Annotated in this window: 26 protein-coding genes; 19 read left to right on the forward strand and 7 right to left on the reverse strand. The window is 64.2% G+C overall.

Annotation, left to right across the window (positions count from 1 at the left end):
- The first annotated feature begins 47 nt into the window (after nt 1-47).
- Entirely contained in the window at nt 48-953 is a 906-nt protein-coding gene (locus tag NDO55_RS09760) for a DUF5996 family protein (RefSeq protein ID WP_252114757.1), read from the forward strand.
- On the opposite strand, the gene NDO55_RS09765 is transcribed toward NDO55_RS09760, so the two are convergent.
- A complete protein-coding gene (locus tag NDO55_RS09765; protein WP_252114759.1) occupies nt 950-2,362 on the reverse strand; it encodes a helix-turn-helix domain-containing protein in 1,413 nt (470 codons plus the stop codon). The two genes, NDO55_RS09760 and NDO55_RS09765, sit on opposite strands and share 4 nt — an antisense overlap.
- Before the next feature lie 128 nt (nt 2,363-2,490).
- On the opposite strand from NDO55_RS09765, the gene aceA reads away from it, so the two are divergent.
- Genes aceA through aceB form a run of 3 tightly spaced genes read left to right on the forward strand, consistent with a single transcriptional unit; the run spans nt 2,491 to nt 5,566 of the window.
- On the forward strand, nt 2,491-3,768 hold the full coding sequence (gene aceA, locus NDO55_RS09770; protein WP_252114761.1) for an isocitrate lyase: 1,278 nt from the start codon (nt 2,491-2,493) through the stop codon (nt 3,766-3,768).
- 11 nt (nt 3,769-3,779) lie between these two features.
- Nucleotides 3,780-3,992 carry a DUF4170 domain-containing protein gene (locus NDO55_RS09775; RefSeq protein WP_252114763.1) on the forward strand — a complete coding sequence of 71 codons (213 nt, stop codon included), beginning with the start codon at nt 3,780-3,782 and terminating at the stop codon, nt 3,990-3,992.
- On the forward strand, nt 3,989-5,566 hold the full coding sequence (aceB, locus tag NDO55_RS09780; RefSeq protein WP_252114765.1) for a malate synthase A: 1,578 nt from the start codon (nt 3,989-3,991) through the stop codon (nt 5,564-5,566). Before NDO55_RS09775 ends, aceB begins: the two co-directional genes overlap by 4 nt.
- Nucleotides 5,567-5,646: 80 nt before the next feature.
- Here the strand turns inward: aceB and rplT are convergent, their stop codons facing one another.
- The 4 genes from rplT to NDO55_RS09800 form a co-directional block, all read right to left on the reverse strand.
- Nucleotides 5,647-6,015, reverse strand: coding sequence for a 50S ribosomal protein L20 (rplT, locus tag NDO55_RS09785; RefSeq protein ID WP_252114767.1), 369 nt, complete (start codon nt 6,013-6,015; stop codon nt 5,647-5,649).
- A gap of 14 nt (nt 6,016-6,029) precedes the next feature.
- Complete coding sequence (gene rpmI, locus NDO55_RS09790) at nt 6,030-6,230, reverse strand: 50S ribosomal protein L35 (RefSeq protein ID WP_252114769.1); 201 nt, start codon at nt 6,228-6,230, stop codon at nt 6,030-6,032.
- A gap of 144 nt (nt 6,231-6,374) precedes the next feature.
- A complete protein-coding gene (locus NDO55_RS09795) occupies nt 6,375-7,307 on the reverse strand; it encodes a ribose-phosphate pyrophosphokinase (RefSeq protein ID WP_252114771.1) in 933 nt (310 codons plus the stop codon).
- A 72-nt stretch (nt 7,308-7,379) separates the two neighbouring features.
- Nucleotides 7,380-8,561, reverse strand: coding sequence for an FAD-dependent oxidoreductase (locus tag NDO55_RS09800; protein ID WP_252114773.1), 1,182 nt, complete (start codon nt 8,559-8,561; stop codon nt 7,380-7,382).
- Nucleotides 8,562-8,633: 72 nt separating this feature from the next.
- Between NDO55_RS09800 and NDO55_RS09805 the strand changes: the two genes are divergently transcribed.
- The 13 genes from NDO55_RS09805 (at nt 8,634) to ribH (ending at nt 18,944) form a co-directional block, all read left to right on the forward strand.
- Nucleotides 8,634-10,277, forward strand: a complete 1,644-nt coding sequence (locus tag NDO55_RS09805; protein ID WP_252114775.1) for an NAD+ synthase — start codon at nt 8,634-8,636, stop codon at nt 10,275-10,277.
- A complete protein-coding gene (locus NDO55_RS09810; protein WP_252114777.1) occupies nt 10,274-10,732 on the forward strand; it encodes a hypothetical protein in 459 nt (152 codons plus the stop codon). The genes NDO55_RS09805 and NDO55_RS09810 overlap by 4 nt, the downstream gene beginning before the upstream one ends.
- Nucleotides 10,733-10,797: 65 nt before the next feature.
- On the forward strand, nt 10,798-11,595 hold the full coding sequence (locus tag NDO55_RS09815; protein WP_252114779.1) for a hypothetical protein: 798 nt from the start codon (nt 10,798-10,800) through the stop codon (nt 11,593-11,595).
- The gene (locus tag NDO55_RS09820; protein WP_252114780.1) at nt 11,595-12,338 is read left to right on the forward strand and encodes a hypothetical protein; all 744 of its coding nucleotides are present in this window, start codon (nt 11,595-11,597) and stop codon (nt 12,336-12,338) included. Before NDO55_RS09815 ends, NDO55_RS09820 begins: the two co-directional genes overlap by 1 nt.
- Nucleotides 12,338-12,607, forward strand: coding sequence for a hypothetical protein (locus tag NDO55_RS09825; protein WP_252114783.1), 270 nt, complete (start codon nt 12,338-12,340; stop codon nt 12,605-12,607). Before NDO55_RS09820 ends, NDO55_RS09825 begins: the two co-directional genes overlap by 1 nt.
- Nucleotides 12,607-13,071, forward strand: a complete 465-nt coding sequence (locus NDO55_RS09830; protein ID WP_252114785.1) for a hypothetical protein — start codon at nt 12,607-12,609, stop codon at nt 13,069-13,071. The genes NDO55_RS09825 and NDO55_RS09830 overlap by 1 nt, the downstream gene beginning before the upstream one ends.
- A 53-nt stretch (nt 13,072-13,124) precedes the next feature.
- Nucleotides 13,125-14,426, forward strand: coding sequence for a glutamate--tRNA ligase (locus tag NDO55_RS09835; RefSeq protein ID WP_252114787.1), 1,302 nt, complete (start codon nt 13,125-13,127; stop codon nt 14,424-14,426).
- Between the two features lie 86 nt (nt 14,427-14,512).
- Entirely contained in the window at nt 14,513-15,178 is a 666-nt protein-coding gene (locus NDO55_RS09840) for an energy transducer TonB (RefSeq protein ID WP_252114789.1), read from the forward strand.
- Between the two features lie 77 nt (nt 15,179-15,255).
- Nucleotides 15,256-15,582 carry a hypothetical protein gene (locus NDO55_RS09845; RefSeq protein ID WP_252114791.1) on the forward strand — a complete coding sequence of 109 codons (327 nt, stop codon included), beginning with the start codon at nt 15,256-15,258 and terminating at the stop codon, nt 15,580-15,582.
- Between the two features lie 26 nt (nt 15,583-15,608).
- Nucleotides 15,609-16,571, forward strand: a complete 963-nt coding sequence (gene ribD, locus NDO55_RS09850) for a bifunctional diaminohydroxyphosphoribosylaminopyrimidine deaminase/5-amino-6-(5-phosphoribosylamino)uracil reductase RibD (RefSeq protein ID WP_252114793.1) — start codon at nt 15,609-15,611, stop codon at nt 16,569-16,571.
- 7 nt (nt 16,572-16,578) lie between these two features.
- Nucleotides 16,579-17,181 (forward strand): riboflavin synthase, encoded by a 603-nt coding sequence (locus NDO55_RS09855; protein ID WP_252114794.1) that lies wholly within the window; start codon nt 16,579-16,581, stop codon nt 17,179-17,181.
- Nucleotides 17,182-17,241: 60 nt separating this feature from the next.
- Nucleotides 17,242-18,525, forward strand: coding sequence for a 3,4-dihydroxy-2-butanone-4-phosphate synthase (gene ribB / locus NDO55_RS09860; protein ID WP_252114796.1), 1,284 nt, complete (start codon nt 17,242-17,244; stop codon nt 18,523-18,525).
- Entirely contained in the window at nt 18,525-18,944 is a 420-nt protein-coding gene (ribH, locus tag NDO55_RS09865) for a 6,7-dimethyl-8-ribityllumazine synthase (protein ID WP_252114797.1), read from the forward strand. The genes ribB and ribH overlap by 1 nt, the downstream gene beginning before the upstream one ends.
- On the opposite strand, the gene NDO55_RS09870 is transcribed toward ribH, so the two are convergent.
- On the reverse strand, nt 18,941-19,561 hold the full coding sequence (locus tag NDO55_RS09870) for an SOUL family heme-binding protein (RefSeq protein WP_252114799.1): 621 nt from the start codon (nt 19,559-19,561) through the stop codon (nt 18,941-18,943). The two genes, ribH and NDO55_RS09870, sit on opposite strands and share 4 nt — an antisense overlap.
- Nucleotides 19,561-20,646 (reverse strand): alkene reductase, encoded by a 1,086-nt coding sequence (locus NDO55_RS09875; RefSeq protein ID WP_252114801.1) that lies wholly within the window; start codon nt 20,644-20,646, stop codon nt 19,561-19,563. Before NDO55_RS09875 ends, NDO55_RS09870 begins: the two co-directional genes overlap by 1 nt.
- Nucleotides 20,647-20,735: 89 nt before the next feature.
- On the opposite strand from NDO55_RS09875, the gene NDO55_RS09880 reads away from it, so the two are divergent.
- Together NDO55_RS09880 and NDO55_RS09885 are read left to right on the forward strand one after the other, a co-directional pair.
- Nucleotides 20,736-21,614, forward strand: coding sequence for a DMT family transporter (locus tag NDO55_RS09880; protein WP_252114803.1), 879 nt, complete (start codon nt 20,736-20,738; stop codon nt 21,612-21,614).
- A gap of 5 nt (nt 21,615-21,619) precedes the next feature.
- Nucleotides 21,620-22,273 (forward strand): COQ9 family protein, encoded by a 654-nt coding sequence (locus NDO55_RS09885; protein WP_252114805.1) that lies wholly within the window; start codon nt 21,620-21,622, stop codon nt 22,271-22,273.
- Nucleotides 22,274-22,305 lie beyond the last annotated feature (32 nt).

A 22,305-nucleotide genomic window follows, 5' to 3' on the forward strand; every position in this document is an offset into this window, starting at 1 on the left:
ACATGCGCTAAACCGACTAAGCCACGAAAATGCAAGGAGAGACATGGATGCATTGGCCTGAATTGAGCGCGGAAAAGGACGGGGAGACCTTCGCCAAGCTGCATCTTGTCAGCCAGATGCTGGGCAAGATGAAGGTCGCGCACAGCCCATGGGTCAATCATGGCTGGCATATCGCGCTGCAGCCCGTGCCCGAGGGGCTGGCCACCCTGCCGATCACCGCCGACGGTCGCCGCTTTACGCTGACGCTCGATCTGTGCCGCCATGCGACGGTGCTGCAGACTGACAATGGCACACGCGACGACGTGTCGCTGCATTCTGGGACGATCGCCGACCATCACCGCGCGCTCGTGCGCATGCTCGATCGCCACGGCCTGCCGAGCAAATTTCATGGGACGCCCAACGAGGTCGAGAATCCGGTGCCATTCGCCAAGGATGATGCGCCGCGCGGCTATGAGGAGGATTCGGCGATGCGGCTCCGACAGGCTCTGTCGGCGATGCTGCCCGTTTTCGACCATTATCGTGCCGGCTTTGCGGGCAAGTCCTCGCCGGTCCATTTCTTCTGGGGCAGTTTCGACCTGGCCGTGACGCGCTTTTCGGGCCGCGATGCGCCCGAACATCCGGGGGGCCTTCCCAACCTGCCCGACAGCATCACGCGCGAGGCCTATAGCCATGAGGTGGCCAGTGCGGGCTTCTGGGCCGGCGGCGTCGTGCCGGCCGATCCCATTTTCTATGCCTACGCCTATCCCGAACCAAAAGGGTATCGCGGCGAAGAGCTGAGCCATGGCGGCTGGTCGGACGAATTGTCCGAATGGGTGCTGTCCTATGACGAGGTGCGGCAGGCCGACGACCCGGCCAAGATGCTCGGCACCTTCCTGGAAGAAACGTATCGCGTCGCCGCGCGAACGGCGCAGTGGGATCGCGACGCGCTCGAGCGGGTCCCGGTCCGGCCCTAGCTGCCAATGAACGGATAGGGCGAGATCGTCTTGCGATTTTCGTCGATGGCCAATTGGTGTCCTGCCGGCGGCGTGGCGCGATAGGCGCAGTCGAGGCGGGGACAGATCGCGCAGGCGGGGCCCACCGGCGTCGCACTGCCTCCTTTGAGGTCGATCCCGTTGGCATAGGCAAGGCGCGGCGCGTGGCGGACATGACAGCCGATTCCGACGGCGAGCAGGTGATCGTCGGTAAGCGTGGGACGGATGGGTCGCCCGATCGTGCGGCAGATGGTGAGGTAACGTTCGCCGTCTGGAGTTTCGATCAGCTGGCTGATCGTCTTGCCCGGCGTCTGGAAAGCGAGGTGGAGGTGCCAGCGTGGGCACGTGCCACCATAATGGGAGAAGGGAAAACTCTCGCCCGCATAGCGCTTCGATATATTCCCTGCCGGATCGACACGGAGCATGAAGAAAGGCACGCCATGCGCGCCAGCCCGACCCATCGTCGTGAGGCGGTGCGCGACCTGTTCGACATTGACGTTGAAACGCCCGCATAGCGCGTCGAGCGAGTAGCCGGTGCCTTCAGCAGCTTCGAGAAAGCGGCCATAGGGCATCAGGATGGCGCCTGCGGCATAGTTGGCGAGGCTCATCGACAAGAGTTTGGCGATGCCCTCGTCGGGCGGCGCTGCATCGGCGACGAGCTTGGAGATCATGCCATCGAATTCGAGTAGCGAAAGCTGGTAGGCCAGCCCGAAGGCACGGTTCTCCGGGCGCAGGAGGCTGTTGAGAAACAGCGTCCGTCGCGAAGGGTCGAATGCCTGAGTCGCGCCGCCCAGCTCCTCGCTGGTGGCCATCTTCACATCGACACCAAAGCCTTCGCGCAGGCGTTGGCGCAGGCTGTCCATCATCGATAGCGGATTCGCCAGCGCGCCGCCTACCAGTTCTGCGGCATCCTCCAGTTCGGGAAAATGATTGCGCTGCGACTGGATATAGTCGCGCACCCAAGTCTCGGGCGTGATGAGCGAGCGCGGGTCGGACTGGTCGGTCGGCGCTGCGCGCCGCGCCTGTTCGGTGAGCGCGGTATAGAGCCGTCCGATCGCCTCGGCGATTCCCGGCGTATGGTCGGCCAGATCCATGATGTCCTGACGCCCGATATTGAGATCGTTGAACATCGCGTCCGAAAAAATCTCGCCCAGTTGGTCGGGTCCGGCCAGCTCGCCGCCCTCGGCTGCGAATTGCTTCACATTGATGTCGAAGGCTTCGGCAAGGCGCAGCAGGACAGTTGCAGTAACGGGTCGCTGGTTACGCTCCAGGTGATTGAGATAGCTTGCGGAAATGCCGAGCTGCGCGGCCATGTCGGTCTGCTTGAGGCCGAGATCGCGGCGGAGGCGCTTCAAGCGTGCGCCTAGGAAGAGCTTGCGGGCCGGTTTCATAATGAAATTTGTGCGCGCTTTTACAACTTGCACAAGTCAATTCTTGTCAACTTTGCTCTTTTCGCTGGTGCAACATTGGATTTTTCCCGGTTTCCTGCCGCTATCCAGTATCTGCAAGAGGTGATGACATGGTTGAAATCAAGGATTTGGTGGCCGCTCCGGAGGGGCGTTTCGATGGAATTACGCGGCCCTATGACGCTCAAACCGTAGCGAAATTGCGCGGTTCGTTCGTACCCGATTGTTCGCTCGCGCGGCGCGGTGCCTTGAAGCTCTGGGAGCGCCTCAACAGCGATCCTGCACCGGTGCGAGCCTTGGGGGCCGTGACCGGCAATCAGGCGATGCAGATGGTGCGCGGCGGGCTCGAGGCGATCTACCTGTCCGGTTGGCAGGTCGCTGCCGACGCGAACGTTGCCGGCGCCATGTATCCCGACCAGTCGCTCTACCCCGCCAATTCGGGACCCGAACTGGCGCGCAAGATCAACAAGACGCTGCAGCGCGCCGACCAGGTCGAACATGCCGAGGGCGGCGCGCAGCGCGACTGGTTCGCCCCCATCGTCGCCGATGCCGAAGCCGGTTTCGGTGGCCCCCTGAACTGCTTCGAGATCATGAAGGGTTATATCGAGGCGGGCGCCGCCGGCGTACATTTCGAGGACCAGCTCGCGAGCGAGAAGAAATGCGGCCATCTGGGCGGCAAGGTGCTGATCCCGACGCAGGCGGCGGTGCGCAATCTAAATGCAGCGCGGTTGGCGGCGGACGTCATGGGCGTGCCGACGCTGATCGTCGCGCGAACCGATGCCGAGAGCGCCAAGCTCATCACTTCGGATATCGACGAACGCGATCGCCAGTTCCTTTCCGGCGAACGCACACCGGAAGGCTTCTTCCGTTTGAAGGATGGCACGGGCCTCGATCATTGCATCGCACGCGGCCTTGCCTTTGCCGAGCATGCTGACCTCTTGTGGTGGGAGACCAGTCACCCGAACCTCGAGGAAGCGCGCATCTTCGCCGAGGCGATTCACGAAAAGTATCCTGGCAAACTGCTCGCCTACAATTGCTCCCCAAGCTTCAACTGGGCGGCAAAGCTCGACCCGGACACGATCGCCAGGTTCCAGGAGGAACTGGGCAAGATGGGCTACAAATTCCAGTTCGTGACGCTTGCCGGTTTCCATGCTCTCAATCACGGCATGTTTGAGCTGGCCCGTGGCTACAAGGCGCGCGGCATGGCGGCCTATTCCGAACTGCAGCAGGCCGAATTTGCCAGCGAGAAGGACGGCTATACCGCCACGCGCCACCAGCGCGAGGTCGGTACCGGCTATTTCGACGCGGTCACCAATGCGTTGTCGGCTGGGCAGGCCTCGACCACCGCGCTCAAGGACTCCACCGAAGAAGACCAGTTCGCCACTGCGTAAGGAGAAAGAGAATGACGAGACAGCTCTATTGGGTCGTCGGCGGTGACTATGCCGACACGGAATTCACGCAGATGGTGCCGGGCACCGAAAAAGTGCTGGGGCCCTTTGCCGACGAGATGAAGGCGCGCAAGGCGTGGACGCAGATGACTTTTAACGACCGTACCTGCCGCAACGCGACGCGGCGCTACGTTATCGCCAGCGGCACGACGGTGCTGGCCGCATGAGCACGGTACTGGAAAAGCCGCGCGCCATCGCGCGTCCATCCGGTGTCGAGGGTGCCGCAGGCATCCTCACGCCGTCCGCCCTCGACCTCGTCGCCGAGCTGCATGAGCGGTTCGATGCTCGCCGGCGCGAATTGCTTGCGGCCCGTATGGCGCGGCAGGAGCGCTACAATCTTGGCGAGCGACCCGACTTCCGCGCCGACACCACCGCGATCCGCGAGGCGGATTGGAAGGTCGGCGACATCCCGCCCGATCTGCTTGACCGCAAGGTAGAGATTACGGGCCCGACCAATGCCAAGATGGTGATCAATGCGCTCAATTCGGGTGCGCGCGTTTTCATGGCCGATTTCGAGGATGCGACGGCACCGGCCTGGGACGAGCTCGTCGCGGGCCAGCGCAACCTCCACGACTATTGGCGGGGCGATCTTGCCTTCGATGATCCCAAATCGGGCAAGTCCTATCGCGTCGGTTCCGACCCGGCGGTGCTGATCGCGCGGGTGCGCGGGCTGCACCTGAAGGAGGTTCATGTCACCGTCGACGGGACGGCGGTTGCGGGCGCTTTCTTCGATGCCGCGCTCTACCTTTGCCACAACGCGCATGCGGCGCTGGCACGGGGTAGCGGACCCTATCTCTATCTCCCCAAACTGGAGACGATGGAGGAAGCGGCGCTGTGGAGCGATGTCATCGAACTGATCGAGGACCGGCTCAACCTCAAGCGCGGAACGATCAAGGTGACAGTGCTGATCGAAACGATCGACGCGGCCTTCCAGATGGACGAGATCCTTCATGCGCTGAAAGCCAATATCGTCGGCCTTAATTGCGGGCGCTGGGACTATATCTTCTCCTTCATCAAGCGGCTGGGCCGGACGCAGGAAATGCTCACGCCCGACCGCGGCGCGATGACCATGGATAAGGCGTTCCTTGCCGCCTATGCGGAGCGACTGGTGGCGACCTGCCATCGCCGCGGCGCCTTCGCGATGGGCGGCATGAGCGCCTTCATCCCCGTGAAGGGCGACGAGGCCGCCAACGCCAATGCCTTTGCCAAGGTGAAGGCCGACAAGGATCGCGAAGTCTCGATCGGCCATGACGGCAGCTGGGTAGCGCATCCGGGCCTGGTGCCGGTCGCGTTTGAAGCCTTTGAGAAGGTCGAGGGCAAGAACCAGCTCCATGTCATGCCCGAGACGCTGCCCGATCGCGAGGCATTGCTCGAGCTGCACGAAGGCGCGCGGACCGAGGAAGGCGTGCGCGACAATATCCGCGTCGCGGTCCAATATGTCGCGGCTTGGCTGGGCGGGCGCGGTGCGGTCCCGCTCTGCAATTTGATGGAAGACGCCGCCACGGCGGAGATTGCCCGCGCGCAGCTCTGGCAATGGCTGCGCTACGAGGCGCCTATCTGCGACGAGCGGCACCTGACACGCGACCTGTTCGAACATTGGTTCCAGGAAGAAATGCTGGCGCTGGGCGACACGCCCCATGTCGCCGAGGCGGGGCGGCTGGTCTACGAATTGGTGACCGCCAAAGCCTTCCCCGAATTCCTGACCCTGCCGGCATATGAAGAGCTGGTGCGCGTAGCGTAAGCACCCAGTTCACAAGAAAAGGGGCGCCGAGGTTTTCACCCCGGCGCCCCTTTTTTCGACGATTGCTCGTCGCGCTTGGCTTAGGCGGCTTCCTTGGGAAGCGCGGCCTTGGCCTGCTCGACGATCGCCTTGAATGCTTCCGGCTCGTGCATCGCGAGGTCGGCCAGGACCTTGCGGTCGAGGTCGATGTTCGCGAGCTTCAGCGCGTGCATGAACTTGCCGTAGGTCAGGCCTTCGGCACGAACCGCAGCGTTGATGCGCTGGATCCAGAGCGCACGGAAGTTGCGCTTTTTGACCTTGCGGTCGCGATAGGCGTACTGCCCGGCCTTTTCGACGGCCTGACGGGCGATACGGATCGTATTCTTGCGACGGCCGTAATAGCCGCGGGCTTCTTTGAGGATCCGCTTATGCTTGGCGCGCGTGGTGACGCCGCGTTTGATGCGAGGCATGTTCTACTTCTCCCTTAGAGGCCGTACGGCGCCCACTGCTTGAGACGCTTGGCGTCGCAGTCGGGGAGCGTCTTGGTGCCGCGCTGCTGGCGGATATATTTGGCGTTGTGGCTGATCAGGCGGTGGCGCTTGCCCGCGACACCGTGCTTGACCTTGCCCGAAGCGGTCATCTTGAAGCGTTTCTTGACGCCGCTCTTGGTCTTCATCTTCGGCATTTTCGTCTCCGTTGTAGTCCCGCTTCCGCGAAACGACGATTTCAACCAGCCGCGGCAGCCTTGATGGCCGGACCGGTAGGATTTCCAAGGATTTGGAAGATCAGGGCGCGCAGATAACGTCGCGCCGCTGATTCTGCAAGGGATTTAGTCGAACAGGCTCGACACGCTCGATTCGTCCGCAATGCGGCTGATCGCTTCGCCGAACAGGGGCGCGATGGTGAGCTTGCGGATCTTCTCGTCGTTCTCGAGACCCTCGTGATAGATTGAATCGGTCACGACGACTTCGTTGAGGACGCTGGCCTTGATCTTGGCGCCGGCCGCGCCCGACAGCACGCCGTGCGAGCAATAGGCCATGACATCGGTCGCGCCCTGTTCCTTCAAGGCCGCCGCCGCATTGCAGAGCGTCCCGCCCGAATCGACGATATCGTCGATGAGGATGCAGGCATGGCCCTCGACATCGCCGATAATGTTCATGACTTCGCTTTCGCCGGCGCGCTCGCGGCGCTTGTCGACGATGGCCAGCGGCGCGTTGTCGAGCCGCTTGGCGAGGCTGCGCGCACGCACCACGCCGCCGACGTCGGGCGACACCACGGCGAGCTTCTTGTCCGAATAGCGCGCGAGGATATCCGCGGCCATGACCGGCGCGGCCCACAGGTTGTCGGTGGGAATGTCGAAGAAGCCCTGGATCTGGCCGGCATGCAAATCCATCGTCAGGACGCGGTCGGCACCGGCCTGGGTGATGAGATTGGCGACGAGCTTGGCACTGATCGGCGTGCGCGGGCCGGGTTTGCGGTCCTGGCGCGCATAGCCGAAATAGGGGAGCACCGCTGTAATGCGCTTGGCCGAGGCGCGGCGCAGCGCGTCGATCATGATGAGCAATTCCATCATATTGTCGTTGGCCGGATAGCTGGTCGACTGGATGACGAACATGTCCTGCCCGCGCACATTTTCGTGGACCTCGACGAAGATTTCCTCGTCGGCGAAGCGCTTGACGCTGGCCTCGACGAGCGGGATCTCGAGATAGTCGGCGACGGCCTTGGCGAGCGGCGGGTTGGAGTTGCCGGCGAGCAGTTTCATGGTTTCAAGCGCCCCAGAAAGAATTGGTGAGGCCACCCTTAGCGGGGCCGCGCGGCAAAGGGCAAGGCGGTCCTAAAGGCCGAGCTGCGAAAGCGGCCTGCCGACCAATCCTGAGACCAGTCGCGCCTGGATTTTCTGCACCAGTCCGACGCGCGATACCGGCCCAACGAGCCAGTCGCGCAGCGTCGGCACGAACCAGCCATCGGACTGGTAGACCGGGGTGAGCAGGTGGCTGAGCAGCTGGTAGAGCCGGACATGGTCCTGCCGCATGAAGACGAAGGCCGACAGCGCATCGGCAAGGTCGCGATGGGTCTCGATGGTCTTGGCCAGCGCAAAGGCATCGAGCAGCGCCATGTTGGCCCCCTGGCCAAGTTGCGGGCTGGTCGAATGCCAGCTGTCGCCGAGATGCACGACGCCGTCGCCGATGGGCGAGGCCATGGTGTGGTGGGCGTAGCGGGCGAGCGTGAGACGGTCGAAGCTGCCGACCTGTGCGGCAATGTCTGCCGTCTCCGGCCAGAGCCCAGCCCATTGATCGAGCAACGCGGCGACACCGGCGTCGCGCAGGGAAGCCGCTTGGTCGCCGCGCACCGACCAGAAAAACGCGACCTTTTCGCCTTCTTCGCCCGGGACCCGGCCTACGGGGAGCAGACCGGCCATCTGCCGTGCTTGCCGATAGCGTTGCGAGAGCGAAGTGCGGCTGGGCATCGCCTCGTGCCAGTCGACCGTCGCCCAATAAGCGCCATAGGGAAGCGGCGTGTCATCATGTTGCGCAATGGCGGAACGCGCACCGCTGGCGTCGATGACGAGATCGAAGGGGCCGTCCTTTTCACCATGCGCAAATTCGACGTGGCGCTGGCTCGCCCCGATGACGCGGCGCGGGAAAGCAAAGTCGATGGCTTCGGCCTGCGCGGCTGTCCACAACAGGTCGAACAGGGCCGAGCGATGGATGCCGACCGCGTCCGCGCCCTTCGTCATGCGCTCATATTGGACGTCGAGGACGGTGCGCTTGCCCGCCTTGCCGTGGAGCCGCGTGATCCGGGCGCCTCGGCTGCGTGCCTCGTTTCCGAGGCCCATCGCGTCCAACACGGCCAAGCCAGTGGGCTGCAGCATCAGGCCGGAGCCGGTCGGGCGCGGAGCGTCGAGCTGGTCGAACAGGTTGACGCGGTGCCCCTGGCGCGCGAGCAGGATGGCGCTGGCGAGCCCGCCGACGCCTGCGCCCGCAATCGCGAAATGAAGCTGTCCCCCGCCACGCATACGCCCTTCGCATAGGCGCTCGCCCGCGCAGCGTCCACTTGCCCTTGTCGTGGGCTCGTCTAAAGCGAGGCCATGACCTTGCGGATCGCGCTTTGCCAGATGAACCAGCGTGTCGGTGACCTTGCCGGCAATGCCGAGGCAATGCTCGAATGGCGCGCCAAGGCGGCGGCCGAGGGCGCCGACCTCGTCTTCTTTCCCGAGCTGCAGATCACCGGCTATCCGACCGAGGACCTGGTGCTAAAGGACGAATTCGTCCGCCGTACCATCGAGGCCTCCGAGCGGCTTGCCGATGCGACCAATGATGGCGGGCCTGCCATCCTGTTCGGGACGCTTCACCGCGAGGAAGGGCATCTCTTCAACGCCGTCATGCTTGCCGACAAGGGTGCGGTGGTGGCGCGGCGGCTCAAACACGAGCTGCCTAATTACGGCACGTTCGACGAGCTCCGCCTGTTCGCGCCGGGCCCGCTGCCCGAACCGATCGAATGGGATGGTGTGAAATTGGGCGTCCCGATCTGCGAGGATATCTGGCTCGAACCCGTCTGCCAGCATCTCGACGAGGCGGGCGCGGACATCCTGCTGGTACCCAATGGCTCGCCGTACGAGCTCAACAAGGATGAAATCCGGCAGGCGCTGGTGCGCGACCGGGTCAACGAGACGGGCCTCCCGCTCGTCTACCTCAATCGCGTCGGCGGACAGGATGAGCTGGTGTTCGATGGCAGCTCGTTCGTCGTCAATCGCGGCGGCGAGATCGTCGTCCAGATGCGCGACTGGGACGAGGCGATGGTCGTCACCGATTGGGAGCAAGGCGAGCATGGCTGGCACTGCACCACGCGCGATTTGCAGCCGCTCGATCCGTATCCCGAGGATGTCTATCACGCGATGATGGTCGGGCTCGGCGACTATGTGAACGGCAATGGCTTTCCGGGCGTCATCCTCGGCCTGTCGGGCGGGATCGACAGTGCGCTGTCCGCGGCAATCGCGGTCGATGCATTGGGGCCGGAGCGGGTCTGGTGCGTGATGATGCCGAGCAAATATACCAGTCAGGAAAGCCTCGACGATGCGCGCGGCTGTGCCGAGATGCTGGGCTGCCGCCATGACGAGATTTCGATCGTGCCGGGGGTCGAGGCGTTCGACGAGATGCTCGACGATCCGCAGGGGCTGACCGAGGAGAATATCCAGTCGCGTCTTCGCATGGTGACCCTCATGGCGCTCTCCAACAGCCACGGCCACATGGTGCTGACCACCGGCAACAAGAGCGAGATGAGCGTCGGCTATGCCACCCTCTATGGCGACATGGCGGGCGGCTATAATGCGCTTAAGGATGCCTACAAGACGACGGTGTTCGAGCTGTCGCGCTGGCGTAATGCGAACAAGCCGCGCATGGCGTTGGGTCCTGACGGGCCCGTCATGCCGATGAACGTCATCGAGAAACCTCCGAGCGCGGAATTGCGTCCCGACCAGAAGGACGAGGATTCGTTGCCGGCCTATGCCAAGCTCGACCGCATGCTCGAGGCGCTGATCGAGGATGAGGCCTCGGTCGCCGAGGCTGCGCGCCGCACCGGCGTCGACGAGGGCGCCGTCGCCGATATCGAAAAGAAATTGCTGCGCGCCGAATATAAGCGCCGCCAGGCCCCGCCGGGGGTCAAGATCGGACGGCGCAATTTCGGCCGCGACCGCCGTTATCCCATCACCAATTCTTTCAGGACCGGAAAATGAAGAAACTGATCGCTGCCGCAGTGGCGCCCCTCATGCTCGTCGCCTGCGCCGACGCTAGCGCGCCTGAGGATCCCGATGTGCAGGACCCCGCTGCCCTCAACGAAGAAGCCGAGGCCGAACAGCCCGCCATCAGCGAACCCGATCTGTCGGGCGAATTCCTCCTGACCCAGGTCAACCAGGGCCAGATCCCCAGCGTCTACGACATGATCGCGACCTTCGATGACGAGGGCTTCATGACCATCGCCTCGCAGTGCGTGCGCCTCAAATATCAGCTCAACCGCACCGGCGGGAACGTCACCCCCGAAAAGGTGCCGGGCGGTGGCTGCGATCGCCGCCTCACCGACGGCGAGCGCTACGTCGATGCCGCCATTCCCGACATGAACATCCTCATCGAGATGGGTGACGGCCTGATGATGACGGGCACGTCTGGCAACATCTCGATGGACCGCCGCTAGCACCTTCGCGCTTGCCACAGGTTAAGTTTCGCGCGTAGCGTTGCTCCTTCGAACGGGGGGCGCGAATGTTCAAGGCTGCGCGCGATCAACTATTGAAGGCTGGCCCTCGGCTGGCTGCCTCATGGCGCGACCTGCGCGGGCGCGGGATGGTCGGGCTGTTCCTGTTCGAGCCGGTCGTGGTGACGCTTGGTGTCTTGTTGGCGCAATCCTTCGCGGACTGGTCGCGAGGAAAAGAGCGCGACGCGGACATGGAGGCGAAGCGCCTCGCGGCGGTCGAGGCTGCGGGTTATGCTGGGATTGTCGCCGCCCATTACGAGTTCGTCATCCCGTGCTTCGAGACGCAGATGGGCCAGATCATGCTGGCCGCCAATGGCGAGGCGGACGTCGACCCCATTCGCTTGCGGCGCCCCTCGGTGAGAGGCGTTCGCGCGGTGGAACTGGAAGCCGATACATTGGACGAAATCGCAAAACGTCATGGTGCGGATCACGCGCAGTCGATCGAATCCGCCAACCAGCAGGCCGGTCTGCTGATGCGGCGCATTGCCCGCCTTGAAGAAGGCTGGCGTGCCTTTGCGCTCCTTGATCCGCGTTATGGGACACCCGCCCCTGCGGACTATCGCAAGGCCCGCGAGAGCGCGGCGGAAATTCTCCAGACATTGGCCGGCATGCGGTTCAATGCGGCGACCATCCAGCGGCATGCCGCAAGACTTGATGCTAACGGCGAGGATGTGCGCACCGGCCGCTCGGCGCGCAGCTGCGATGAGATGTGGACCTATGGCGATGCCTGGTTCGATGCCTATGATCTCGATGGTTCGGATCAGCCGATCCTGCCCAACCTTTACGCTGCGCAGGAAGCGCGCTGATGTTCAAGGCGGCGCGCGATCAATTATTGAAGGCCGGTCATCGGCTGGCCGCGTCTTGGCGCGACCTGCGCGGGCGCGGCATGGTCGGGCTGTTCGTCTTCGAACTTGTCGTCGTGACGCTCGGTGTCTTGCTCGCACAGGCTGCGGCTGGGTGGGCCGAGGATCGGCGCGATGTCGCGCGGATGGAGGGCGTACACGACCGGCTGAAGATCGACCTTGGCAATGCTCTCTGGTTTGCCGACGTCTGGCAGACTGTCGGCCCGTGCCTCAGCGCGCGCGTCGACGAGCTCATCCGGGTCGCCGGGAGCGATGGCTATCCTAGCGAAGACCAGATGGTGCGGCCAACCTTGTTCATCATGTCGCTGCGCAGCGTGCCCGCGGAAGACGAAGTCCTGATGCGCAGGATCTACGGCAATGACTATGTCGGCAGCATTGCCGTCATCGACCAGAGCATCCGCATGCTGCTCGACGAGAGCGATATTATCGGCGGTCTGTGGTTGACCTTCGATTTGCTCGACCGCGCCAATGGCGAGGTTCGCGACGGCGACCGGGTGGCCGCACGCCACGACGCGGCGCGCATTCGCTCCGCCCTAGCCCGGATTTCGAACGTCGAGAAGAATATCCGCGCCGAGTCAGCGAAGATCGGGATCACGCAACCAGCGAACGCTAATTATCGCTCGCCGCGCGATTGCAACGAGCTTTGGGACGAGGGCGCGATCGCCGTTCTCAAGGAGCCGTCCTGATGTTCGCCGCGATACGTCAGAAACTCACCGGTGCTTGGAAGCGGCTGCGTGAAGGCAGTCTCGCCAAGCTGTTCGTCTTCGAATTTATCGTTGTTCTGCTCGGCGTCCTCGCCGCACAATGGGTGGCCGATTGGGCGCGCGAGCGCGATGCGATGGCGACGATGGAGGAGGCGCGGGCGAGGGCTGACCTTGAGCTGGCCGATGCCGGAGCTGTCGCCAATATCTGGCAGCTTGTAGCGCCCTGCATTCACGATGATCTCGAAGCTTGATGACCGCGGTCGCCAATGGCGAAACACCCGACGAACATATGTTTGAACGGCCCGGCCTGTTCGCGACGGCGCATATGCCGCTCGATGAGCCGACCAAGCTCCTGATCCGCGCGCGCTATGGCGATGACAGCGCCTATATCTATGATCGCATGGGCCGGCTCACGGCCCGACTGGATGACAATATTCAGGCCTTCCAATCGCAATGGGGAAGACTCTCGCGCGTCGATCCGAGACTTGGCCAGGTGACCCAAAACGACCGGGACTCGGTCCGCGAGGTAGCGGGCATCATGCGCGCCAGCTTGCTCAATATCGAAGGTACGGCCGACGGAATCGAGGAACTGGTCGGACGCATGGGGCTCAAGCCAGCGGTGTTCGGCGAAGAGGGACGGCTCGTGGAAAATTGCGACGAGTTCAGGACGACCAAGAGGATGTTTCTCGACCTCGACGATCTGGAGCAACTTTGACGACCCTTCCAGAGAGGTGACAGCAGCTTCGCTTGCCCTTAAGCGCTCTCCCCATGAAAACGCGTTTCGCTCCTTCGCCCACGGGCCGGCTGCATGTTGGCAACATCCGCACCGCGCTGCAGAATTACCTGCTCGCAAAAAAGATGGGCGGGTCGTTCCTGCTGCGGCTCGACGATACCGATGCCGAGCGCTCGACCGAAGCCTATGCGCAAGGCATTCGCGAAGACCTGGCCGCGCTGGGGCTGGTCCCGGACGAGGAGGCGAAGCAGTCGGATCGCTTCGATCGCTACGAGGCTGCGTTCGAGACGCTGCGCGAGGCGGGGCGGATCTATGCCTGTTACGAGACGCCCGAAGAATTGGAGCTGCGGCGCAAGGTGCTGCTGGGGCGCGGCCTACCGCCCATTTACGAGCGGCCCGAGGTCGAAAATGACCCGGTCGAGGGCCGCGAGCCGCATTGGCGTTTCCGTCTCGACCACGACGCCGTCATCGAATGGGAAGATGGCGTGCGCGGACCGCAGCATTTCGAACCCGCCAAGATTTCCGATCCCGTGATCCGCCGCGCCGATGGCAGCTGGCTCTATATGCTGCCCTCGACCGTGGACGATATCGAGCTTGCCGTGACCGACGTCATGCGCGGCGAGGACCATGTCTCCAACAGCGCCATCCAGTTGCAGATGTTTGACGCGCTGGGTGCCGATCGGCCGCGGCTTGCGCATACTGCCCTGCTGGTGAGCGAGAGCGGCAAGCTGTCCAAGCGCGAGGGATCCGAAGGCGTCGGTGCGCTTGAGGAGCATGGGCTGGAGCCGATGGCGCTCCTTTCGGTGCTGGCGAGGATCGGGACGTCGCAGCCGGTCGAACCGGCGCATGACCTGGAGGCGCTGGCAGCCGGCTTCGACCTGTCGACGTTCGGCCGCGCGCCAGCCCGGTTCAGCTGGGACGAGGTGGCGCATATCAATGCCCGCCTGCTGCACGAGACCGATTACGAAGCCGTCGCGCATCGTTTGCCCGACGGGATCGGGCCTGAGCGCTGGGCGCTGCTGCGCGCGAACATCGAGCGGCTCGACGATGTGGCCGGATGGCAGTCGGTCTTCGACGGCGAGATCGCATCGCCCGACATGGATGATGAGGATCGCGCCTATCTCGGCGAGGCTGCGGATGTGGCTGAAAGCCTCGACTGGAATGGCGACACATGGGGTGCGCTGACCGGCGCGCTCAAGGAAAAGACCGGACGCAAGGGCAAGGCGTTGTTCCTGCCGCTACGACTCGCGCTGACCGGGCAGCGGTCGGGTCCCGAAATGGCGGCTTTGCTGCCGCTCATCGACAAAGCGACGGCGACCGCCCGCCTTCGCGGCTAGGGGGAAACGCGGCTTCCTGAACGCCTATTCATCTCAGCTTCAGAAATGTAATGTTGTATCATGACTTCTCTCAACAGGAGATTGTCATGCTTGCTTATGCCCCGCGCCAATCCGGCCTTCGCTTCTCCCCCCAGACCCTTGCCTTGATCGTCGGCGGCCATGCCGCTCTGCTGGCCGGCATGATGCTGGTCAAGCCCGACCTCATCATCACGCCCGAGCGCAAGCCGACGACGGTGGTCATGATCGACGACACTCCGCCGCCTCCGCCGATCGAGCAGAAGAAGGTCGAGGCCGAGGTGCAAACTCAGCCGCCGGTCCTCGACTATACCGTGCCCGAAGCGGTCGTCCCGACACCCGACCGCATCTTCACCGCGCCGGAATTCACCTTCGATGATCCGATCATTGTCGATCCGCTGCCGCGCATCGAGGAGCCGATCATCGCCGATCCGGGCCCGCCCACCGTGCCGCTGACCATGAAGGATGCACGGCTCCTCACCCCGTCGAGCCAGCTGCGTCCGCCCTATCCGCGCATCATGGAACGGCGCGGTGTCGAGGCGGCGCTGCGCCTTCGCCTCAGCATCGATGCCAGTGGCCGCGTCACCGGGGTCGAAGCGGTCGGCAATGTCGAAAGTGCCTTCTTCGAGGCCGCCGAGGACCATATCAAGAAGGTCTGGCGCTACGCCCCCGCCACGCGCGGTGACCAGGCGATCGCCTCGACCAAGACGGTGACGCTCAAGTTCGAGCTTCGCTAGGCTGCGGGACACGTTCTCTCCCGACGGCCTTGGGGCGGGGCTGGCGTCGCGGCGGCCCCGCCCCTATCTTGTGTCTCATGCGATTCCTGACCCCCTTCACGCCCAAGCGCGCGATCCGCGAATTCATCTCGTTCGCCAAGCGCCGTGAGCGCGAGCATGTCATCGGCGCGATCCTGTCGGTGCTGGTCACCAGCGTGATCGTCGTCATCTTCCTGGTGGATTCCCAGGTGAACACCGCGCCGCCGCCGCAGGTCATCTATGCCGAAGTCTATGCCGGCGAACCGACCGATGAGGAAATCGTCGAGCGACAGGAGCGCGAACAGCGCGAGATCGAGGAACGCGCCCGCGAACGCCAGCGCCAGTTCCAGGAGCTGGATGACGCGCTCGAAAGGGCGGGTCTCTGAGCGGAGCACTGACGCCGGCCACCGCGATGGCACGTGCCGTCGAATTGGGGGAAGCGGCGCGCGGCACCACCGCGCCCAACCCCGCCGTCGGCTGCGTCATCGTCAAGGATGAGCAGATCGTCGGCGAAGGCGCGACCGCTGCCGGTGGCCGACCACATGCCGAGAAAGCCGCCCTCGATGCCGCAGGGGCCGCTGCCAAGGGCGCGACGCTTTACACAACGCTTGAACCTTGCGCGCATGACAGCGAGCGCGGACCGACCTGCGCTGCCATCATCCCCGAGGCCGGCATCTCGGAAGTGGTGATCGCCTGCGCCGACCCTGACCCGCGCACAGCGGGCAGCGGGATCGAAATGCTCAGGGCCGCCGGGATTGACGTGCGTATGGGCCCGAACGCTGCCGCTGCGCGCAGCCTGTCGGGCTATCTCACGCGCATCATGCTCGGGCGCCCGCGCGTCACGCTCAAACTGGCGCTGTCGATCGACGGCAAGATCGCCTTGCCCTCGGGGGAGAGTAAATGGCTGACGGGCGAGGATGCGCGCGCCCATGTTCATGCCGAACGTGCGAGCGCTGACATGATCCTTGTCGGGCGCGGTACCTATGAAGCGGACCAGCCGAGGCTCGATGTCCGGCTTCCCGGCCTCGAGGACAAGAGCCCCGCGCGCGCGCTGCTCAGCCGTACGGCCGAGCCACTCGAAGGCTGGACCATGCTGCGCAGTCCAACCGACATCATGGCCCTGCCGGTCAACGATTTGCTGGTCGAGGGCGGATCTGGTGTCGCAACGGCGTTCCTCGCCGAGGACCTGGTCGACCGTATCCTTATCTATCGCGCCCCCATCCTGATCGGCGAGGGCCAGTCGAGCATCGGCTATATCGGCCTCGACAAGATTAATGACGCGCACGGTCGCTGGCGCGCGGTCGCCGGCGAAGCGCTTGGCATCGACCGGCTCGAAGTCTACGAGCGTCTGCGCGATCTCGACCAGGAAGGCTGACCCACCCATGTTCACCGGCATCATCACCGACATCGGCACCATCCGCAGCGTCGAGGAACGCGGCGATTGGCGGCTGGTGATCGGTTGCGGCTACGACATGGACGGCGTGGCGATGGGGGCCTCGATCGCTTGCTCGGGCGCCTGCCTCACCGTGGTCGACAAGGGCGCCGACTGGTTCGCGGTCGATATCAGCGCCGAAAGCATCAAGCGCACTGCACCGGGCCTGTGGGCCGAAGGCGGCAAGCTCAACCTCGAACGTGCGTTGAAAATGGGCGATGAACTGGGCGGACATATCGTGACCGGCCATGTCGACACGGTCGCCGAAGTGCTGACGGTCGAGCAGGTCGGCGACAGCCACGAAGTCGGCATCGTCGTGCCCAAACATTATGGCGCGGCGCTTGCCCCCAAGGGTTCGGTCACGCTCGACGGCGTCTCGCTTACCGTCAACACGGTCGAGGACAAGGGCGACGACACGCATTTCACGATCAACCTCATTCCGCATACGGGGCAGGAAACGACGCTTGGCGGCATCGCCCCGGGGCGCAAATTGAACCTCGAAATCGATGTGCTCGCACGCTATCTCGAGCGCATGATGGCCGCGCGGACCTAGCCCAAGGAATGTGACGTCATCGCTTGCTATATCACATTTCAATGTGATAGCGCGCGAATCATGGCTACCGAACTTCTCGATCGCATCACATCGCTTGTCGACGATGGCAAGCTGACCCGCGCCGGGCTCGCCCGTGCTGCGGGGCTCCATCCCAACAGCTTGCGCAAGCTTGGCACGGAGGAATGGAATCCCACCGCCGATACGTTGTCGCGGCTCGAAAAGGTGCTCGGCCGCGCCGATGTGCTGGTCGATGCCGAGACGATTATCGACGAAGCGCGCAACGGGCGCATGTTCATCCTCGTCGACGATGACGACCGCGAGAATGAGGGCGACCTCGTCATTCCCGCGCAGATGGCGACTCCCGACGCGATCAACTTCATGGCCCGTCACGGGCGCGGGCTGATCTGCCTCGCGCTGACCAAGGAGCGGGTCGAACAGCTCGAGCTCGAACCGATGGCGCGGGTCAATCGCGAGAGCATGCAGACTGCCTTCACCGTCTCGATCGAGGCCAAGGAGGGTGTCACCACCGGGATCAGCGCTGCCGATCGTGCGCGCACCGTCGCCGTCGCGATCGACTCGATGAAGGGAGCCGACGACCTCGTCAGCCCGGGCCATGTCTTCCCGCTGACCGCGCAGCCCGGCGGCGTTCTGGTACGCGCCGGCCATACCGAGGCGGCGGTCGACGTGTCGCGCCTCGCCGGTCTCAACCCGTCGGGGGTGATCTGCGAGATCATGCGCGAGGATGGCACCATGGCGCGGCTCGACGATCTCATCGATTATGCCGCGCAGCACGGGCTAAAGATCGGCACGATCCGCGACCTCATCGCCTATCGCCTGCGCTCCGACCATATGGTCGAGGATGTCGCGCAGACCCGCTTCACCTCGGAAAATGGCGGCGCCTGGGATGCCCATGTCTTCCGCGACAAGGCGACGGGTGCCGAGCAGCTGGCGCTGGTCCACGGCCATGTCGATCCCGAAGCCCCGACGCTGGTGCGCATGCACAGCCTCGACCTTTTCGCCGATGTGTTAGGCGAGCAGGGCGAGCGCGCAGGCCAATTGAAGGGCGCGATGAAGATGATCGAGGCCGAAGGCAAAGGTGTCGTCGTTGCCCTTCATGCCGCAAGCGAAGGAAGTCTCAGCCGGGCCACCAACCTGCGCTCGGGCAAGCCGACCGAGACGTCGGATGCGCTGCGCAGCTATGGCATCGGCGCACAGATTCTCGCCGCGCTCGGGGTCCACGACATGATCCTGCTTTCCAATTCAAAGCAATCCCCGGTTGCGCTCGATGCTTATGGCCTCGCCATCGTCGAGCAGCGCGCAATCGAGACCGGAAAGGACGCCTGATGGCCCGCTTCCTGATCGTCGAGGCTCGTTACTACGAGAAATTAAACGACAAGCTCATGTCCGGTGTGCGCGCCGCGCTCGAGGCGGCCGGGCACAGCCATGAGAGCGTCACGGTGCCCGGCGCGCTGGAGATTCCCGGCGCCATCGCGCTGGCGGACGAGACCGAGCGCTATGATGGCTATGTCGCCGTCGGCATCGTCATCCGCGGCGAGACCTATCATTTCGAGATCGTCGCCGGCGAAAGCGCGCGCGGTATCATGGCGCTGACGATGGACGGATTGGCCGTCGGCAATGCGATCCTGACGGTTGAGAACGAGGAGCAGGCCGAAGTCCGCGCCGATCCCAAACAGAAGGACAAAGGCGGCGAAGCGGCCAAGGCCGCGATCGCGCTCTACGATCTACGCCAGCGCCTCGCCTAGGTCGCGACCGGCGGTTCCAGCGGGATGGGCAGCCACACTTCGTTGCGCCGCATCGGTCCCGGCACGGCGGGCGAGGAATAGAAAGCATAAAGCGGCTTGTCGGCAGCATCATGCGTGTCGACGTCGTGGAGCCAGCGGCGCAGGCGTGCTTCCTGTTCGCCCATATTCACTTCTTCCGGGCGGCCAGAAAACTCTACCACGCCAACGCGGGTAGCGGGCAGCTGCTTGAGCGTCACGCCGGGAGGGGGCTCGGGCAGCGTGTCGGGCGTCTCGCCATCGGGCATGACGAAGCGGATGCGCCAGCGCCCCTCGCCATCGGCCTCCTCGATGACCGGGACGGTCATGTCGATCGTATCGCCATCATGGCTATGTCCGAAAATATAGTCCGAGAGCGTGCGAAAGCCGCTGCGAATGGCATCGCGGCGATCGCCATAGGCGACAGTCTCGGCGACCCAGATGGCGGCATAGTCGCGGATCGCGAACGGGCCTTCCTCGCGCACCGTCAGGTGAGGCGGCTCGGGCGTGGCGCGTTCCTTAGCGAGATAGCGCAGGCCGCCTGCCAGCACGAACCCGGCGGCAAGCCCGCCGCCCAATAGCCATTTGACCTTGCGCTCCATCAGGCGATTTCCTCTTCGAGACTGGGATAGTCGATATAGCCATGCGGCCCCTGGCTATAGAACGTCTTGGGGTCGACCTCGTTCAACGGCGCACCGGTGCGGAAGCGTTCGACGAGGTCGGGGTTGGCGATGAAGGGGCGGCCATAGGCGATGAAGTCGCACGCATCTTCGCGCAGCATGCGCTGGCCTTTGTCGAAGGTCATGTCGCTGTTGAGCCCCATCATCCCCGAATAGACCTTGCGCATCGCCGGGCTGACGCGGCCATGGTCGGCGGCGACGAAGCTGCTCTCGCCCTCCGGCTCGCGCATTTCGAGCCAGGGGATGCCAATCTCCTCGAGGATGCGCGCGGCGGTGACGAATGTCTCTTCGGGGTCATGGGCGTCGCAGCCATTCACTTCGCCCACGGGCGAGAGGCGGATGGCGGTGCGGCCCACACCGATCTCGCCCGCGACGGCTTCGCAGACCTCGCGCATGAAGCGGGCGCGATTTTCCGCGCTGCCGCCATAATCATCGTCGCGATGGTTGGACGTGTCGCGCAGGAACTGGTCGATCAGATAGCCATTGGCGCCATGGATCTGGACGCCGTCGAACCCGGCGCGGATCGCGTTGGCGGCAGCGTGCGCATAATTGTCGATCGTCGCTTCGATGTCCGGCTTTTCCATCGCGCGGGCTTCGACGGGCTCTTTCTTCCCTTCATAGGTGTGCAGCCGATGCGGGCCGGCGGTCGCGCTGGCCGAGACAGGCTGTCCTTCGCCCAGATCCGGATGGACGAGACGCCCCATATGCCAGAGCTGCGCGACGATCTTGCCGCCCGCCTGGTGCACCGCCTCGGTCACCGGCTTCCAGCCCTCGACATGCGCATCGGTCCACAGGCCCGGCGCGTAGGGCCAGCCGAGCCCGGCCCGCGAAATACCGGTCGCCTCGGAAATGATCAGCCCGGCGCTGGCGCGCTGGCGATAATATTCGACCACGAGATCGCTATGTACGCCTTGCTTGTCGGCGCGGCCGCGGGTGAGCGGGGCCATGACGATCCGATTGGCGCATTCAATATCGCCGAGCGTGATGGGGTCGAACAGGTCGGTCATGCGTGGGGTCGGTCCTTTGTTGAAACTCTCATCGCCAATGCGCGAATATGCCACTTGTGTCCGCCCGCCGACGCTTGCAAGGCCAAGGCATGGAAGAACGCCGCATCGAACCATTGCCTTTCGCCGCCCTGCTGGTCGGCAGCTGCGCGCTGGCGTTCGGTCCGTGGCTGGTGCGCTCGGTCGATGTCGGGCCGGTCGCTGCTGGCTTCTGGCGGTTTGCGCTGGGGGGGCTCTTCCTCGCGGTGATTGCAGGCGCAAGGGGGCGCAAGCTCCTGGCGCCCTCGCGCGGCATGTTGAGCCTGCTGGCACTCGCCGGTTTCTTCTTCGCCGCCGACATCGCCGCCTGGCATTACGGCATCCACCTCACCAAGCTCGCCAACAGCGTCCTGTTCGGCAATTCGGGCAGCTTCTTCTTCGCGCTTTATGGCCTGTGGATCCTGCGTAAGCGGCCGCATTGGACCCAGGCGCTGGCCGTTCTCCTGGCGGGCTCGGGCGTGGTGCTGCTCTTCTGGGGCAGCCTCGAACTCGGTCCGGAAAATGTCCGCGGCGACCTCCTCTGCTTGCTCGCGGGCTTGCTCTATGCCGGCTATCTGATCGCCATCGAGAAAGCACGGCGCAGCCTCGATGCGCTGACCTCGCTGGCCTGGGCGAGCGGGTTCGGGGCGATCTGCCTGCTGCTCTTCGCGCTGGCTCTTGGCGAGACAATCATGCCGCGCGACTGGGGGCCGGTGATCATCCTCGCGCTCTCCAGCCAGGTGCTGGGCCAGGGCCTGCTTGTCTATGCGATCGGCCGCTTGCCGGCTTTGGTCGTCGGACTCGGGCTTTTGACCCAACCGGTCATTGCCGGGACGATCGGATGGATGGTCTATGGCGAAGCGTTCACCCTGATCGACTGGACCGGCGCGATCTTCATCGCCTGTGCTTTGGTCCTGGTACGCTTGCGCGAAACCGCCGTGCGTCCCACATAGCGGCCATGGCAGAAGAAACTCCGCTCGACGCGACTCGCCGCAAGCTGGCGCTTGCCGTTGCCGAAAACGCCGTGTTCGACGGCTGGAGCGAGGCTGCGGTCGTCGCTGCCGCCGACCAGCACGACATCGACCATGACGTCGCAAAGCTCGCTTTCCCCAAGGACCCTGCGCAGATGGTCGCGGCCTGGATCGAAGCGGTCGATGCGGCGATGGAGGCGGCCTTCACGCGCGAAGAAATGGCGGGGATGAAGGTGCGCGAGCGCATCCGCGCGCTGATCTGGTTCCGGCTTGAATTGGCAGGCCCGGCGCGCGAGGCCGTGCGAACCGGCCTGTCGATCCTGTCGCTGCCGCAAAACTTGGCTTTGGCGGCGAAAACCGCGTGGCGGAGCGCCGACACGATGTGGCGCATGGCCGGCGATACGGCGACCGATTACAATCACTATACCAAGCGCGCGATCCTGACCGGCGTGTATGGATCGACGCTCTATGCCTGGCTCGATGATGACAGCGAAGGCTGGGCCGAGACGGCCGCGTTCCTCGACCGCCGCATCGATGACGTCATGCAGTTCGAAAAGGTGAAGGCCAAGTGGCTTGGCGGCGGGCAAAACCGCTTCAGCATGTCGCGCTTTCTCGGTCGCCTGCGCTACCCGCCCGCCTGAAGCTTGCGGGTCCTTTGATAAAGGGCTAGTCC

It is taken from the genome of Sphingomicrobium sediminis, assembly GCF_023805295.1.
In the GTDB taxonomy this organism is placed as follows: domain Bacteria; phylum Pseudomonadota; class Alphaproteobacteria; order Sphingomonadales; family Sphingomonadaceae; genus Sphingomicrobium; species Sphingomicrobium sediminis.

Coding starts and splice junctions, on each gene's coding strand:
- NDO55_RS09760 (WP_252114757.1), top strand. CDS start 48: ATGCATTGGCCTGAATTGAGCGCGGAAAAGGACGGGGAGACCTTCGCC.
- NDO55_RS09765 (WP_252114759.1), bottom strand. CDS start 2,362: ATGAAACCGGCCCGCAAGCTCTTCCTAGGCGCACGCTTGAAGCGCCTC.
- aceA (WP_252114761.1), top strand. CDS start 2,491: ATGGTTGAAATCAAGGATTTGGTGGCCGCTCCGGAGGGGCGTTTCGAT.
- NDO55_RS09775 (WP_252114763.1), top strand. CDS start 3,780: ATGACGAGACAGCTCTATTGGGTCGTCGGCGGTGACTATGCCGACACG.
- aceB (WP_252114765.1), top strand. CDS start 3,989: ATGAGCACGGTACTGGAAAAGCCGCGCGCCATCGCGCGTCCATCCGGT.
- rplT (WP_252114767.1), bottom strand. CDS start 6,015: ATGCCTCGCATCAAACGCGGCGTCACCACGCGCGCCAAGCATAAGCGG.
- rpmI (WP_252114769.1), bottom strand. CDS start 6,230: ATGCCGAAGATGAAGACCAAGAGCGGCGTCAAGAAACGCTTCAAGATG.
- NDO55_RS09795 (WP_252114771.1), bottom strand. CDS start 7,307: ATGAAACTGCTCGCCGGCAACTCCAACCCGCCGCTCGCCAAGGCCGTC.
- NDO55_RS09800 (WP_252114773.1), bottom strand. CDS start 8,561: ATGCGTGGCGGGGGACAGCTTCATTTCGCGATTGCGGGCGCAGGCGTC.
- NDO55_RS09805 (WP_252114775.1), top strand. CDS start 8,634: ATGACCTTGCGGATCGCGCTTTGCCAGATGAACCAGCGTGTCGGTGAC.
- NDO55_RS09810 (WP_252114777.1), top strand. CDS start 10,274: ATGAAGAAACTGATCGCTGCCGCAGTGGCGCCCCTCATGCTCGTCGCC.
- NDO55_RS09815 (WP_252114779.1), top strand. CDS start 10,798: ATGTTCAAGGCTGCGCGCGATCAACTATTGAAGGCTGGCCCTCGGCTG.
- NDO55_RS09820 (WP_252114780.1), top strand. CDS start 11,595: ATGTTCAAGGCGGCGCGCGATCAATTATTGAAGGCCGGTCATCGGCTG.
- NDO55_RS09825 (WP_252114783.1), top strand. CDS start 12,338: ATGTTCGCCGCGATACGTCAGAAACTCACCGGTGCTTGGAAGCGGCTG.
- NDO55_RS09830 (WP_252114785.1), top strand. CDS start 12,607: ATGACCGCGGTCGCCAATGGCGAAACACCCGACGAACATATGTTTGAA.
- NDO55_RS09835 (WP_252114787.1), top strand. CDS start 13,125: ATGAAAACGCGTTTCGCTCCTTCGCCCACGGGCCGGCTGCATGTTGGC.
- NDO55_RS09840 (WP_252114789.1), top strand. CDS start 14,513: ATGCTTGCTTATGCCCCGCGCCAATCCGGCCTTCGCTTCTCCCCCCAG.
- NDO55_RS09845 (WP_252114791.1), top strand. CDS start 15,256: ATGCGATTCCTGACCCCCTTCACGCCCAAGCGCGCGATCCGCGAATTC.
- ribD (WP_252114793.1), top strand. CDS start 15,609: ATGGCACGTGCCGTCGAATTGGGGGAAGCGGCGCGCGGCACCACCGCG.
- NDO55_RS09855 (WP_252114794.1), top strand. CDS start 16,579: ATGTTCACCGGCATCATCACCGACATCGGCACCATCCGCAGCGTCGAG.
- ribB (WP_252114796.1), top strand. CDS start 17,242: ATGGCTACCGAACTTCTCGATCGCATCACATCGCTTGTCGACGATGGC.
- ribH (WP_252114797.1), top strand. CDS start 18,525: ATGGCCCGCTTCCTGATCGTCGAGGCTCGTTACTACGAGAAATTAAAC.
- NDO55_RS09870 (WP_252114799.1), bottom strand. CDS start 19,561: ATGGAGCGCAAGGTCAAATGGCTATTGGGCGGCGGGCTTGCCGCCGGG.
- NDO55_RS09875 (WP_252114801.1), bottom strand. CDS start 20,646: ATGACCGACCTGTTCGACCCCATCACGCTCGGCGATATTGAATGCGCC.
- NDO55_RS09880 (WP_252114803.1), top strand. CDS start 20,736: ATGGAAGAACGCCGCATCGAACCATTGCCTTTCGCCGCCCTGCTGGTC.
- NDO55_RS09885 (WP_252114805.1), top strand. CDS start 21,620: ATGGCAGAAGAAACTCCGCTCGACGCGACTCGCCGCAAGCTGGCGCTT.